Origin of the sequence: Martinezella lusitana (assembly GCF_016901135.1) — a bacterium.
Classification (GTDB): Bacteria; Pseudomonadota; Alphaproteobacteria; order Rhizobiales; family Rhizobiaceae; genus Rhizobium; species Rhizobium lusitanum_D.
Genome location: NZ_JAFEVL010000023.1, coordinates 23,706 through 37,356, shown reverse-complemented (window position 1 = coordinate 37,356; position 13,651 = coordinate 23,706). Strand labels below are relative to the sequence as shown.

Sequence of the window (13,651 nt, the reverse complement as noted above, 5' to 3'; positions counted from 1 at the left end):
CCCAGCCGAAAGGGCCTGCGTTGCCGACAGGATCGACAGCATCCGGGTGACAAAAATAGGGTGATCGCAAGCGTCATTGGACGCCCCCGTGGAGAAGACTGATGCGAAGAATGCGAGGGCGGCCGTTCTTGTGGCGCTCAACCGACTCGACATATTCGTTTTCGAGTCTTGCGATAATCTGGCGACTGATTGTGCAGGGGGCGTCCGACGACACCGCTTGGGGGCATAGTCTCGTCGGACGCTGCAATAGCCGGATCGGGGGTGGCATCCAAACCGGTAGCAATTATTCTACCAGCTACCGACGGTTTACTTAACCTACCCGAACGGGCGGTCAACGGACTCCACACCCGTCGAAAATAGGATGAATCAGACCATGAAGCTTGAAATTTGCGACGAGCCCGGGAGGCGTGATCAATTGAACTATTCGAATTAGATGTCATCCAATGTTCGCAGCAGCGCGTGTGCTGCCTTTGAGTGACAGGAATAATAGACCACCTGGCGCTCCTTGCGGGCCGTCACCAGGCGTTGCGTTCGCAACTTTGCCAAGTGCTGAGAGGTTGATGAACCGCTTATCCCCATATGCGACGCAATGGCATTGACGGAGAACTCTTCGTCGGCGAGAAAAATAAGAATTGAAAGCCTTATTGGATTGGCCATCGCCGATAACATCGCCGCGGCAAGCTCGGCTTTCTCCGTGTCCAATTGCGTTGCCTCCCGGCTCCCCTGCAAATCTCATCGCAATGGATCACGTATCATTGTCTCTTAACAACCTCTACCGCGATCGCCCTATGCGCGCCATGTCGCAGTGGCGTTGAGATCGACCTGTAGGCTGTTACGCCCGCTAAAATGTGGAGGGCGGCGCAATTACTTCATTCGAACACACCAAAGCGGGTTCTGGCTCCAGCCGTCGGGGCCGCCCAACACTGGCGTGGTCTCGATACACTTTGGACATTGATCAAAATACCCGATCGGTCCGAATGTCATTCTCTAATTGCGCTGATACGGTATGACTTTGGTACTCCACCTCGAACGGGGATCGGATCTGGTCGCGCTTGACCAATGCCAGAGACCGTTGAAACGAGGACGCTGCTCCAGGAAAATTCTTCTGGTCATCCTGTCAGCCGAAAATCCCACGAACTCATTTTCCGGCGCAAACTTGAGCGGAGCACCACCGATAGGCAGGTTGAGCCTCACTCGCGATTGTCATGGATTGATCTTTGAAGGATGACCGCATCTGGTACATGTTAGTCTGCCGACCGTCAGATTTCTGTTTGTACGATTGGATGATAGATCTTGGTCACATATGGACGATAGACACCTTCGTTCCCGGCGTGGCGGCGGTGGTCGTAAACACAGCATCGAGCTGCTTTGCCATCGCCTCGACGATTCCTGTTCCCAGACCGGGTTTGGAGCTTACCGGGTCCGCGGGAACGCCAACACCATCGTCGCTCACCGACATCGACCATTGCGTCTTGTTCGAGTGATAGTCGACGACGATCTTGCCGTTGCGGTGGCCAGGGAAGGCGTGCTTGAGAGCATTGATCACCAATTCCGTGACGATCAGGCCGAGGCTCACAGAGACGTTGGCCTTGGTCTTGCTGTCATCGACGTTGACCTCGATGGAAAGTTCCTTCGGATCCCGGATCATTGATGCGCCAAGGCTTTTGCAGAGCTGCTGAAAGTACGGCCGCAACTGAACGTCGCCAAGCCTGGAGGCAGCCAACTGCTGCTGGACGGCAGCGATCGACATCACCCGGCTATGCGCTGACTGCAGATGCGTGCGCGTCTCCTCCGATTGCACATTTCGCGCGCTTTGCATCAGGATGCTGGCAATGATCTGCAGGCTGTTTGCCACCCGATGTTGGACCTCCTGCAGAAGGATCGCCTTCTCCCGCAAGAGATCATCCTTGAGTTTTTCGGCGAGGCGGGCGTCGGTGACATCGGAGACGGAAAGAAGAAGCCGGATATGGTCGGGGCCTCCGTAATCGAGTTTCTGCGCGTTCAATACCAGGCGCCGTGATGCTTGACCGTCGCGATTGAGGTCCATCTCATAGGCATGGATATTGGCGGCTCCGGTAGCGGTGGCGTGCAGCAAAGAAGACAATTGCCGCACATTCCATTCTCCGCTGCCCAGGGCCGACAGCGTTCGGTTCGGTATCTCGACCGGCTCGATCTGGAATTCGCGATAGAACGATGCGCTCGCAGCAATTACCGTCAGGTCGCCGTCGAGAAGCAACAGCGGCGCGCTCGATGAGGCAACCACAGCTAAGGCAAGATTAAGCCCGCCTTCTGGCTGCAGAGGTGGAAGCGTGGTCATGGTTTGATGTCCTGAGGGGCCGGAGGCTCGCGGCGCGAAAGCCTTCCCCGGTATGGACGTCGTCGTTCAAGACAGCGCCTGCTGCTATGCACGTTTCCGGACGATAACACGGATCGATAAGGCGGTGAGAAGAATCCGTTACACGTGCACCCGACGGCCCAGACCTTTCATGCGAAGTCATTGCTCTACGGATTACCACGCTCTAACAGCGTTTCCTCGGCTTGCCGGAGCCGAAAAAAATAGCCGGCCTGCGCGGGCGATGATCTGCGGCGCAATGCAATGATATGCATCTGGGTACGTCGGATGCTGATTCAGCGATTGCCTATGCACAGGAGCTGCTTGATGCGACTTTGGACAATACCGAGTTTCTGCCACCAAAATCGATCGCCGACGACCTTTTTGATCGCCTGATACCTACCCGTTCATCCGATACAGCAATGTGGGTGGGTTGGCCTCTTAGTTGGCGCTAGAGCTAGTGAACACACGGTTGGTAGATAATGGGGCTGAGAACCCCGAGATCGGCTACAAGAATCATGACCTCCGTGTACGGGCGATCAACCCCGTCGGCATGCTTTGTCTGCCAGCGACCGTCCGCGAGTTGATAGGAGATCTCGGCATCGCGGCCTTCGACATGCTACCGTTGCGCAGCGGACCTGGCAGCGCCAACAGCGGTGTCGTGGTTGAGGAACGTCTGCGACCAGACATCGAGCAGGCGATACCCCTGCGATGCTCGTGTTTGTTCCATCAGGTCGCGCTCGGCGACAGCCTGAAGCCAATGCTCCTGGTCCTTGCCATGCGGAGCCCAGTGCTGCCATAGGTCATAGGCACGTGCGTTTATCCAATTCATTCTTTCGTCTGTCATCTCATTCCTCCGCGGTCGTTCTAACGCTAACCGACCAGCGCAGTTCCCTGAGAAAACGGAAGTCCTGAAAAATATGTTGGTGCTGTCGCGACCGTGACAAAAAGCGACTGCAGCGCATCGAAAAATCTATCCCGTCGGAGAAAAAAAGGGGCCCTAAATTTCAATTCAGGAGGAGAATGGATATGAAAGGGTGTTGTCATCGGCAACCCGTTCGGCGTCGTGCGAAAACAGAGATGCTGATCTAAGCCTCCCAGACGAGGTAGCGATCAAGCCATTCCGGTCGCTTCAACCGCGACCGATCTCAGCTCGTGGCGCTCACTGTCACGGGCCCATTGCTCAGGCTCGACTAAGCATAGCTGTTTCAATTGCCTCGATCAGATCTGTGGGTGGCGAAGGCTTTGACAGCCACACGCCGGACGCGAAGGCTGGCTCCTGGTCGGCGACAGTGATGACGTCGCTGGAGTAGACTATAAATGGGACGTTTCTCTTTACTAATATCTGAGCAAGTCCGTCCATTCCGTCTCGCAGACGCGGATCGACGATGGCGAATACAGGGCTGCTTTGCTCGAGCCAGACTTCCTCGTCAGCGCAGGATGCGATGGTTCGAATTTCTTAAAAGCCCACATTGCCGAGGACGTCCTCAACGTCGAGCGCTATTAATGGCTCGTCTTCTAGCAGTAAGACACCCCCGACCGCCATCTCTCCCAAATACCGCACAAAAGTACTAACTGGCACGTGGTGCCGAAATGAGGAGCGCGCTTGGAAAAAGATCAACGTCGCCGAAAACCAGCTCTGGCCAACCCTTTGGAGGTCCCGGCACTTGCGTCATTTGCGTTGGCATTGCCGCTGGAATGAATAGTACCGGACGAAGCCTCTTCTGTCCAAGATAATCTAGATCGATCAGCATTCTCAACGCATTGCGCCGAAGACCCAGGCGAGGGCGGCGACGACCGCCACTGCTGTTAATGGTTGCTTGCGGATCCGATCTTCGATTTCACGAACCGCGCTCCGACCGCCAGCCTTGGCAATATGTGGTGTCTTCGAAACAAGCGGTGAGCCTAACGCCGGCTGCTGCCGCATCGCGCTGTTCGCCGCCTCGGCATCGACCCGCACGACCGAAACCGCACTACGCGTGGCCGAAATCGGGTCGGACGCGGGAAAAGTGCCCTCGAGACCGGTATCGAGCTCGCTCATTCGGGCACGAGTCCGCTGCTCCTTTTGTTCCTTACGCATGGACTGGACAGCGGGCGATTGCTTGGACGTCGGCATAAATATTTCCTCCAGAGCGTTTCGATGGTCAGGGTAGCGATTGCGAAAGACGGCCCCTGCGGATGGGGCGCAGATTTGCCGGTTTCGGAAACCCGCTTTCTTGGTTGTGTTGGCTATGGGACGGCCAGGCAATCGAGGAAGATCGCAGATACCCCAAACTTCGCACATTCCGCCCTCATGATCAGAGCCGTCCTTTCTTATCAGTGCCAGGCTGGTGCGCGGTCCGCTCATCTACTCATTCTGCACGCCTTGCGCGAAACTGGCTCACTTGTTCGTGCGGTCGAGCAGGATGCGCATTTCGTCGAAGCGCCGCTTCCGGTCGGCGTCGGCATCGCTTGCGGAATAGCAGACCTGGGACACGCAGAACCGCGTGAGATGGTAAGGTGCGTCGGACTTGTCGAACTCGCATTCGAAGCTGTCGATCATATCAGACTTGCTGGTTCCCGGTCGGGTGGAGTAAGTCAAACGGGCTCCGGGCGGCTTCAATTCGGGAAAGGATTGGACGATGCCGACGTTGAGATGATCCGTCAAAAGGAAATTCTTGGCGACGATCTGGCAGATATTTTCGAGCTGAGTTGATTGGGCCTCTGCCACGGCTGGCGGCAACAGGAGGGCGCCCGCCACGATCAACGTCTTGAATGCTGTTTCTCCGATGTTCGGGCGCGCGGTCATTCTCTGGCGGCGCCAAAAACCGATGCTAGTGCCTTGAATAGTACCCATGGAGGATGGCCTTTTCCGCAGATTCAATATGACTGCATATCGACGTAGAGCGCGGGCATTCTATAGTCTTTTCAAATGCTTGCTGTTGAAGCAGCTGTGCCGGTGATTGCCTTCAATGGCAATTGATGAGCGTCACCGCTCCAGGAGAGTCGCTAATGAACCGGTGAAAGAACGATTCAACGTTCTTATGGTTCCGGAGAAGCGGCGAAGACCGGGTCTTTTCACCCTCGCGCTGCATCAGATTGGCCGGCGATCTCGTCACGGGCGTCACGACCGCGGCTACGCTGTGGATTATGACGGCGATCGGCCTTTGCATCGGGGCGACAATTGGTGGTCGGAACAACTGGCGCCATCGCGGCCTTTATCGTGCTTTCGCCGTTCAAATGGTTCGATGAATTGATACCACATCAGCAGAAGGCGCACATGGAGATCGAACTCGTAGGCTCAGTCGAGATAGCAAAGATCCAGGCAATATTCGAGCCGCTCGACTACACTTTCCTCGTCATCGAAAAAAGGGAAGGTGAGGCCGATGCCGCCGTCCACGTGACCTATCAGGTGCGCTGGAAGCACTCAGGCGTCGGCGGCGCGGCGCTGGAACTGCTTACCGCCGTTGAGGAGCGCTACAAGGTCCTCTCCTTCGAGAGGGTGACGACGGCGGCGTGACTGGCCGATGTCCGTTGCGGAACATTCCTGACCGGCCGTGACTGGAGGCGAGCCGTTCCTATAGGCTTGGACCGGCGTGACGGGTGACGCCCACGGTATGATATCAACCTGGGCTTAATAAAATGCATGACAGCCTAGCTTTGCATCTAACAAGGCCCGGCGCTCCCAAGCCACTCCATCACTCTCGATGAGGACATTTAAATGGTCGCGTGAACCTCCTGGTCTTCTTCCAGGACATCCCTCCAGTTACAGTATGTCTGCGCCAATCGTCTGCGGTGTGATCGAAAGTTTTTGGGGTCGGCGAGCACGATCGGAACAATGCTCCACAAATTGAGTTAGTCATGGGCAACGGCACAAGCAAGAAAAGTTGCGAAACACATAAAATCCTTGCGTTACTCGAATTGCTCAATTGGGTCAGGGAGGAATTATGGCTACTGACAAACATGAACAAATCCGGCGCCGCGCTCACGAAATCTGGGAGGACGAGGGTCGCCCCGATGGCGCTGCGTTGCGCCATTGGTTGCAAGCCTGCGATGAACTGGAGGAGGACAATGAGCACGAGACATTGCAGGACCTGCTGGATGCGGACGATCATGACGCTGAAGCCCTTCTTCCTGCCTCCGGCGAAGCATCGCCAAACCGGACGCGTAAAAAGACCGTAGGGCATTGATTGTCATGCAACATCTTGACCACGCGATCCAAATCGCACTCGAGGCACATGAGGGACAGGTCGACAAGACAGGCCGGCCGTTCTTCGAGCATTGTCAGCGGATCGCGCTTGTCGTTTCCGGCAGTGAAGCTCGTACGGTTGCGTATCTTCATGACGTCGTCGAGAAGGGAAGAGGTTGGACGCTCGACCGCCTGAGGGAAGAAGGCTTTCCGCCAACGATTGTATCGGCTGTGGATGCAATGACGCAACGGACGGGCGAAACAGATGATGAGTTCGTGAGACGGGCAGCATCAAATCCGCTTGCGCTGCCCGTCAAGCGAGCGGATCTCGAAGATAATCTGTGGCAGGCAGAGCAGACTGGCATGAACCCTGAGAAATATCAACGCGGGCTGGATATCCTGTTCGGCGTGATGAACGGCTAAAACGGCGCCTTCGCCCACCTAACGCTCCCGGCAGCCGATATCTCGACGAAGGCGGGTTCCGTTGGAAAACATCACCGGACTTCATATTCGCGGACGTAGTTGGGGAGCTTCGTCGCGCGAGTACAAAAGGATGAGCGGTTGGTGACTGCCGAGGATCGAAGAACTTCGCGATGCGCTGTCGTCGGCTCGGTCACGAAAGCGAAAGCAGCCTGACAACCCGTGCCCCTCTATTGGCCATCATCGATTTTCGTCTTCAGACCGGTTCGTCCATCTCGATCATGACGGGGGCGTGGTCGCTGGTGTGGTCCCAGCTTCTCGGATCTCGACGGACGTTGGCTGACCGTAAGAACGGCGCAATGGCGGGACTTAGGAGAAGATGGTCGATACGCAGTCCAGCATCCCGCTCAAAGGAATTCCGCCAGTATTTCCAAAAGGTATATATCCGCTCGTCCGGATGAAGATGCCGGATCGCATCCGTCCAACCCTGTGCGATGAGGCCCGCATAGGCCTGACGCACTTCCGGGCGGAACAGTGCATCGGCCCGCCACCGCTCCGGGGCATAGACATCCATATCCGTCGGCATGACATTGAAGTCACCCACGAGTAGGGCGGGGACGTCAAGCCCGAGCAGGTCCGCGGCGTAGTCATGCAGGCGTCGGAACCAGGCGAGCTTATAGTCGAATTTCGGGCCGGGCGCGGGGTTGCCATTCGGCAGGTAAAGGCAACCCACGAGTAAACCATTGACGGCAGCCTCGATATACCGGCTATGGGTGTCGTCCGGATCGCCTGGAAGCCCACGCCGCGTGAAAACAGGCGCCATGCCCTTGGCGAGGATTGCCACACCGTTCCAGCTCTTTTGGCCGTGCCAGACTGCGCCGTAGCCGGCGCGCTCGAGCTCGCGATGAGGAAACCTGTTATCGGGCGCCTTGAGTTCCTGAAGGCATACAACGTCCGGGATATCCTCTTCCAACCACCGAAGCAGAACCGCTAGACGCCCATTGATGCCGTTGACGTTATAGGTGGCTATCTTCAAGCATGTTTTCCTCGTGCGTGACGCAGGGCTGCTGCATCCCCAGGTCCGTGTGGCGCGGCCCGCAATCGACAAGAAAAAGCGAGCGGGCGGCAATTTGTTCCGAGCGAAGACACGTCGCGCCGGTGGAGGTGAACGTCGGCCTATAAGCCCCCTAACGTTGCTATAGGGAATTGCCTGTGCCCACAGCAGATTGGACGGCCGCAACCAAGGAAGCCATCGTGTAGGGTTTGATTAACCATGCGATCGGCAGTGCCGGAGCGGCACGTGCGCGGATCTCCGGATCCGAATGGGCCGTTGAGAAGATCGAACGCAGGCCGTATGTCTTAAACATTTCGAGCGCGGTATCGACTCCGTCCAACGTTCCGGGGAGACGAACGTCCATCACCGCCAGCGCGGGAGTTTGCCCGCCAGCAATTTGCAAGGCCTCTTCGGAGGAGCTTGCCAGCGTTACCTCGAAGCCCGCTGTTCTCAGAGCTTCCTCCATTTGGATTGAGATCAGGAAATCGTCTTCGACGATCATGATCTGGGTCGGAACGGCGGGGCTGCGATCGAGGGCCGGCTTGTCGACCCACTGTTTTGCCGGCAGTTCTTTGCGCCCGGGCATCAGGATGAGATCCAACGAGCCACGATGATGGCGTGAAAAGCCGGCGAATAAGTTTTCAGGAGAAATGGATGCTGCATCGTGTCCTCGGTTCAGTTGTAACAGAAAACTGACCACGCAGCTGGCGTGCGAGGCCTTGAACCAGCTTCAGTCCGGACGAGCGGTGTCGAACAGATTCCCAATCAAAGCCTGGACCATCGTCTTCCACAAAAAGGCAAATCTCTCCATCGGCCCTTAGGAGGCCCGCCTCAAGTGTTCTTTCGCGCGCGTTGCCTCCGTATTTCAGGGCATTCGTCAGAAGTTCGTTCAATATGAGGGCGAGCGGCATTGCCGTATCGTTCGCCAGCACCGTATCATCGATCGAATATCGAATGGTAACCTGTCCTGGGAAGGTCTGACGTGCGGTTTCGCAGACTGACTCTAGAAGTTCTCTGGCGGAAAAATGCGTGGCGTCCGTCGTGCTGTAAAGAACCTGCTGCGCCGCAGCCATTGCAGCAATTCGCTTGCTGGCATCGCGAAGAATTTCGCGCGCTTCGGTATTGTCCGTCTTTCGACTTGCCAAGCTCACCAACGACTGGAGCATCTGCATATTATTTTTGACACGATGGTTCAGCTCGTTGAACAGCAAGCGTATCTGTGTCTCCGCATCTTTTCGTTCGCTGATGTCGACCAGCATATTGATCCCACCGATGACGGCGCCCGTTTCGTCGCGCAATGGCGTGGGGTGAGGGATGAAAGGTATACGCGTCCCATCCGGCCTTTCCGCGACGGCCTCCACCCCCCGCACGATACGACCCTCTTTTAACGCAATGGCCATTGGGCATTGGTCATGGGGCAGCGGCGTGCCGTCAGGCCAATAGAGTTTCGAACTCACGCACCATTCGTCAGAGCCGATTATGGGGATGCGGCCTGCAAGTTCAACGGCTGCTTCGTTGTAGTAGGTGATCTTGCCGTTGGCGTCGGTGGTATAGATTGCTGCCGGTATCGCTGCGAGTAGATCTTTCATTTGCTGTTCGTTGCGTCGGAGCTTAGCCTCCGCAGCCTTGCGATCCGTGATGTCGCGCGCGATTTTCGAAGCGCCGACAACCCGGCCGTGATCGTCCCGGATGGGCGAAATGGTCAACGAGATTTCCACCAGTGTGCCGTCCTTGCGTTGGCGCACCGTCTCAAAATGATCAACGCGCTCGCCACGGCGAATACGCCCAAGGATGAGGGGTTCTTCATCTAAACGATCCGGCGGAATAATCATGGTAATCGGCTTGCCGATGGCTTCTTCCGGCGGATAGCCGAATAGACGCTCGGCACTGTCGTTCCACGACGTAATGATGCCGCTAAGATCTTTGCTGACGATCGCGTCATGGGACGATTCTACGATTGCGACAAGCTGATTGGCGGCGCGTTCGGCCAGCTTACGCGCAGTTTCGTTGCGAACCCGCTCCACAGCGAATCCGAGTTGCCGGGCGACGGTCTGGGCCAGCCGAATCTGCGATTGGCTGAAGGCATGCGGAAGATCATAATAAGTCATGAACTTCCCCAAAAGGCGGTCTTGTGAGATGATCGGAATGAAGGCCAGTGCGCCAATGCCCTCACTGCGCATCGCATCCTTTAGCGGTTTAGGCAGATCCGCTCCCTCTATATCTTCAATTGCAATAGGCTCCGGATTGGTACTCTGCAAAGGCCAGGGAGAATGACCCGCGACCGCTGATTGATAGGCCGGCGAAAGGCGGCGTGAGGCGACAAAGTTCAACTCTCCTGTCTCGTTGAACAGTAAAACCGCAGAGCGGTCGCAACGGAGTGCTCGCCCGATCACACTCAGAGCGAGCTGGTAAACGTCATCAAGGGTTGCCGCGCGCTGAAGGCCATCGGTAAATTCATAAAGCGCAGACTGTTCTTCCACATGGCGCAGGAGGGCGATTTCAGCTTCTTTGCGAGCAGTCACGTCATGCTGAACACGCACGGCATATAGAAATCGACCATCTACGTCCTTGACGCTCTCCGAGGTCACCGCAATCCACAGTTTGGTACCATCTCGCCGAACGATGCGCTTCTCAACGGTATAATGATCTATCTCTCCGCGCACCTGACGTCGGAATTCCTGTTCGTCGATATTAGCGCTCTCCGCCAAGAACGGATCGAAGATCGAGCGATCCAGCAATTCGCTCGCAGGATAGCCGAGCAAATCTGCAAGACATCCGTTAACGCGCCGAAGTTTGCCATCTGCGTTGACTTCGGCGAGCCCGATGCCTGCGTGATCGAAGGTGGCGACGAGGCGCTGCTCCTGGCGCTTAACGGCGTCCTCTGCCTGAATGCGCCGAGTAATATCGTGGAAACAGCTGATGGCCCCGCCGATTACTCCATTTTCGCCCTCTACAGGCTCGATGTGGACCATCACCGAGATCATAGACCCATCAGGCCGTTCAAGTTTTCCCTCTAGTCCGTGAATTGCGTCTCCCGTCCGCAGCACCCTCGCCATGGGCGCTATTGCGGGCGAGATCTGCCGGCCGTTCAAGTAGAACTTGTGAGAGCCGCAAAACCGGTCGTCGTCAGAACCGATCGTCGGCACCCGACCCCAGAGTGCTGCTGCCTGCTTGTTGAACCAAAGAATGCGGCCCTGAACATCGCAAGCATAAATCGCCAAAGGCAGGTTTTCGATCAGATCCGGCTTGGCATGTAATGGGAATTCCGACCGGAAGACATCAGGTAAAACGGACTCCGCTATATAGTCGTTACGCATGTCTGGAACCTTCGCTTGAACCCCGTTTTTTTCTGAAACGACGCGCTATGTGGAAAGTTCCATCGAGGACGCGCCGCTTGCTGACGTGTTCATCTCAATTCCGGATCTCGTCAGGATCGTGGGGGTAATAGCTCTGCAGGGAGGAAAACGCGTTGGCACATGCGAACCAGAGCCACCGAACGTCAATCTCCCGACGCCGAAAATGCATTCATGGCTCAGAGATCAACCTTGGCATTTTCTCCCATATCCGGCTTTGCATTCGATATCGCGGCAGCAACCATTTTGATGGAGTTGACGATCGTGCCCGAGCAATCCCAATATTCCGCAAAGGACGGGGTTACTTTCAAAACCCTGATCGCAGGGCCATCCGGGCTATCCCACCATATCTTCGCGGGTGCCCCCCGATAACTCGTCGATCCACTGCCGATCCCTGAGAATCTCGGCTCGCCCCGAAACCGAGACATATTTCTGTCTTTTCGTATCTGCAAAGGCCAGGCACACGTCAGGTCGCAACGCAATTTCCTGGTCCTCGTGAGCCTTAACATCGGTCAGGAAATAGATCGCGTTTTCTATGCGCTCTGCGTGAGCCGTCATCGGCCGCGCACGCAGCTCAGACCCATCGTGTGTGGTCAACATGCAAAAGCCAATCGTTTCGACGAGTTCCCCAACTCGCGTCGCATTGTCTTGTTCGGTCATGTCGTTCTCCCGCTATTAGAGATACCAAAATCCCAATACGGTCCGGTTGTTCCCTTCCTAGGAGCTCCTGTCTTGAAGTCTCACAATCTCGCTATCCGGTGTTGTCACGTCGTTTGCGGAAGAGGAGTGAAGGGCTGTGGGTCGGATCATCTGAGCCAAAGCTGGAAGCCTATAAGGAAGGTGCCCGGAGCGATGGGCGATGCAAGGAGATTTCGCATTTAGTAGATCGCGCTTGGGAAGCTCTGAACCGTCCCGAGGACGTCAGGCTTGGAAATCAGCAGAAAACCGATCCGCACAAATCCCAAAAGTCATCAATCCGTCCGACAGCAGACAGGAACCTGATGACGTCTTCGCGAGTTCTGCTTGGTGATGTGATAGGAGAGGTGAGATGCAGCTTATAGAGACACGCGTTGCGTTGAACGGTGGGTCGACGACGGTGGAATTCGTTAGCGAGGGACCCGAATTCATCTCGGTCACCTTCAGCACGCCGAACGACACCCTCGACGACTTAGAGGCGATCACCCACGCCAAGGCCCTTATGGTTCAGCTTGCCACTTTTGGTGGCGAGCAAGAAAAAGAGGGTAGCGTCAACCGCTACGATGCCGTGAGCAACGGCAATTTCGATGAAGGAAGTAGGGGCCTCGAGCCTGTTCCGGTGCTCGGTCCAGCAAGGACGCGGATGTTCTCGAAGATGAACTCGAACTGGGACTGGAGAATAGCTTTCCCGCCAGTGATCCTGTCTCCGTAACCGTGACAAGTATTCCCTCCACACGATCGCGCAACTGATGGCGAACCGTGTCGTAATGGTGACTTGCGCGGGTTCCGGGATGGGACGAGCCTCGGCCATACTCCTGGCCTCCAGGGGATATTCGGTTGGTGTTCTCGGTCACAGCCAAGAAGAGATAGTAGCCACGGCTGCCGCGATTGCGGAAAGTGGCGGAGCAGCCATTGCTGTGGCTGCGGACATAACCCTTGAAGATCAGATGCGAAAAGCCGTTCGCGCCATTGTGAGACAGTTTGGTCCTCTTAACGCTGTTGTCGCCAATGCCGGGATTAACGGTGTGTGGGCTCCAATCGACGATCTGAAGCCGCACGAATGGGACCAAACCATCGGGGTTAATCTGACGGAAACCTATCTGACACTTCATACCACGGTCCCGGAGTTGAAGCGCAGTGGCGGCGGCTCGATTGTCGTCGTCTCGTCAATCAACGGAACGCGCACATTCACCACGCCTGGTGCGACGGCATATACCGCCACGAAGGCTGCGCAGGTTGCCATCGTTCAGCAACTGTCGCTGGAACTTGCCCGCGACCATATCCGTATCAACGCTGTCTGTCCTGGCGAAATCGAAACCAACATCAAAGCCAACACCGTGTTGCGAGAAGAGGCCGAAACTGCGATCCCCGTTATCTGGCCGGAGGGTCAGGTTCCCATTACGGGCGGCGCACCCGGCAAGAGCGAGGACGTTGCCGATGTAATCGCTTTCCTCGTCTCCGATGCGGCGCGGCACGTCACCGGAACGCCGATATGGGTCGACGGCGGCCAAGGGCTGCTGCGTTAATGGATGCTCACAACTTGAATAGCCAGTTTAACTGGGGTCTCATCGTTCACGACGATGGAAGCACAAGTTTTCGCTTGTGGGCGCCGGCACTTGGGGAATTGA

Annotated in this window: 12 protein-coding genes and 2 pseudogenes; 5 read left to right on the top strand and 9 right to left on the bottom strand. The window is 56.3% G+C overall.

Annotated elements, in window-relative coordinates; all coding sequences use genetic code 11:
• Positions 1-429: 429 nt before the first annotated feature.
• The 5 genes from JTP94_RS10050 to JTP94_RS10030 all read right to left on the bottom strand — a co-directional run bounded on the left by JTP94_RS10050 (position 430) and on the right by JTP94_RS10030 (position 5,120).
• Positions 430-702, bottom strand: coding sequence for an ArsR/SmtB family transcription factor (locus JTP94_RS10050; RefSeq protein WP_246754773.1), 273 nt, complete (start codon positions 700-702; stop codon positions 430-432).
• Positions 703-1,297: 595 nt separating this feature from the next.
• Positions 1,298-2,317 carry a sensor histidine kinase gene (locus tag JTP94_RS10045; RefSeq protein ID WP_204850360.1) on the bottom strand — a complete coding sequence of 340 codons (1,020 nt, stop codon included), beginning with the start codon at positions 2,315-2,317 and terminating at the stop codon, positions 1,298-1,300.
• 634 nt (positions 2,318-2,951) lie between these two features.
• Positions 2,952-3,179: a DUF2934 domain-containing protein gene (locus JTP94_RS36025; RefSeq protein WP_409456600.1), complete on the bottom strand. Its 228-nt coding sequence runs from the start codon at positions 3,177-3,179 to the stop codon at positions 2,952-2,954.
• A gap of 909 nt (positions 3,180-4,088) precedes the next feature.
• Positions 4,089-4,448, bottom strand: a complete 360-nt coding sequence (locus tag JTP94_RS10035; RefSeq protein ID WP_204850359.1) for a hypothetical protein — start codon at positions 4,446-4,448, stop codon at positions 4,089-4,091.
• A 264-nt stretch (positions 4,449-4,712) separates the two neighbouring features.
• Entirely contained in the window at positions 4,713-5,120 is a 408-nt protein-coding gene (locus JTP94_RS10030; RefSeq protein ID WP_204850358.1) for a hypothetical protein, read from the bottom strand.
• A 378-nt stretch (positions 5,121-5,498) separates the two neighbouring features.
• Here JTP94_RS10030 and JTP94_RS10020 point away from each other — a divergent pair, with 378 nt between their 5' ends.
• From JTP94_RS10020 to JTP94_RS10010, 3 genes and pseudogenes are all read left to right on the top strand, one after another.
• Positions 5,499-5,831 carry a hypothetical protein gene (locus JTP94_RS10020; protein WP_204850375.1) on the top strand — a complete coding sequence of 111 codons (333 nt, stop codon included), beginning with the start codon at positions 5,499-5,501 and terminating at the stop codon, positions 5,829-5,831.
• Positions 5,832-6,258: 427 nt separating this feature from the next.
• Positions 6,259-6,492 (top strand): annotated as a pseudogene (locus tag JTP94_RS10015) (DUF2934 domain-containing protein); the annotation flags it as partial.
• A gap of 14 nt (positions 6,493-6,506) precedes the next feature.
• The gene (locus tag JTP94_RS10010; protein ID WP_204850356.1) at positions 6,507-6,923 is read left to right on the top strand and encodes an HD domain-containing protein; all 417 of its coding nucleotides are present in this window, start codon (positions 6,507-6,509) and stop codon (positions 6,921-6,923) included.
• Positions 6,924-7,176: 253 nt separating this feature from the next.
• Here JTP94_RS10010 and xth read toward each other — a convergent pair whose 3' ends face one another.
• The 4 genes and pseudogenes from xth to JTP94_RS09990 all read right to left on the bottom strand — a co-directional run bounded on the left by xth (position 7,177) and on the right by JTP94_RS09990 (position 11,987).
• Positions 7,177-7,956, bottom strand: coding sequence for an exodeoxyribonuclease III (xth, locus tag JTP94_RS10005; protein ID WP_204850355.1), 780 nt, complete (start codon positions 7,954-7,956; stop codon positions 7,177-7,179).
• Positions 7,957-8,116: 160 nt separating this feature from the next.
• Complete coding sequence (locus JTP94_RS35885) at positions 8,117-8,674, bottom strand: response regulator (protein ID WP_271022960.1); 558 nt, start codon at positions 8,672-8,674, stop codon at positions 8,117-8,119.
• On the bottom strand, positions 8,616-11,291 hold the full coding sequence (locus JTP94_RS09995) for a PAS domain S-box protein (protein WP_204850354.1): 2,676 nt from the start codon (positions 11,289-11,291) through the stop codon (positions 8,616-8,618). The genes JTP94_RS35885 and JTP94_RS09995 overlap by 59 nt, the downstream gene beginning before the upstream one ends.
• Before the next feature lie 215 nt (positions 11,292-11,506).
• Positions 11,507-11,987: pseudogene (locus JTP94_RS09990) on the bottom strand (pyridoxamine 5'-phosphate oxidase family protein).
• 388 nt (positions 11,988-12,375) lie between these two features.
• Here JTP94_RS09990 and JTP94_RS09985 point away from each other — a divergent pair.
• Together JTP94_RS09985 and JTP94_RS09980 are read left to right on the top strand one after the other, a co-directional pair.
• Entirely contained in the window at positions 12,376-12,735 is a 360-nt protein-coding gene (locus tag JTP94_RS09985) for a hypothetical protein (RefSeq protein ID WP_246754771.1), read from the top strand.
• A gap of 37 nt (positions 12,736-12,772) precedes the next feature.
• A complete protein-coding gene (locus JTP94_RS09980; protein ID WP_204850353.1) occupies positions 12,773-13,549 on the top strand; it encodes an SDR family NAD(P)-dependent oxidoreductase in 777 nt (258 codons plus the stop codon).
• Positions 13,550-13,651: the final 102 nt, after the last annotated feature.

Coding starts and splice junctions, on each gene's coding strand:
- JTP94_RS10045 (WP_204850360.1), bottom strand. CDS start 2,317: ATGACCACGCTTCCACCTCTGCAGCCAGAAGGCGGGCTTAATCTTGCC.
- JTP94_RS36025 (WP_409456600.1), bottom strand. CDS start 3,179: ATGACAGACGAAAGAATGAATTGGATAAACGCACGTGCCTATGACCTA.
- JTP94_RS10035 (WP_204850359.1), bottom strand. CDS start 4,448: ATGCCGACGTCCAAGCAATCGCCCGCTGTCCAGTCCATGCGTAAGGAA.
- JTP94_RS10030 (WP_204850358.1), bottom strand. CDS start 5,120: ATGACCGCGCGCCCGAACATCGGAGAAACAGCATTCAAGACGTTGATC.
- JTP94_RS10010 (WP_204850356.1), top strand. CDS start 6,507: ATGCAACATCTTGACCACGCGATCCAAATCGCACTCGAGGCACATGAG.
- JTP94_RS09995 (WP_204850354.1), bottom strand. CDS start 11,291: ATGCGTAACGACTATATAGCGGAGTCCGTTTTACCTGATGTCTTCCGG.
- JTP94_RS09985 (WP_246754771.1), top strand. CDS start 12,376: ATGCAGCTTATAGAGACACGCGTTGCGTTGAACGGTGGGTCGACGACG.
- JTP94_RS09980 (WP_204850353.1), top strand. CDS start 12,773: ATGGCGAACCGTGTCGTAATGGTGACTTGCGCGGGTTCCGGGATGGGA.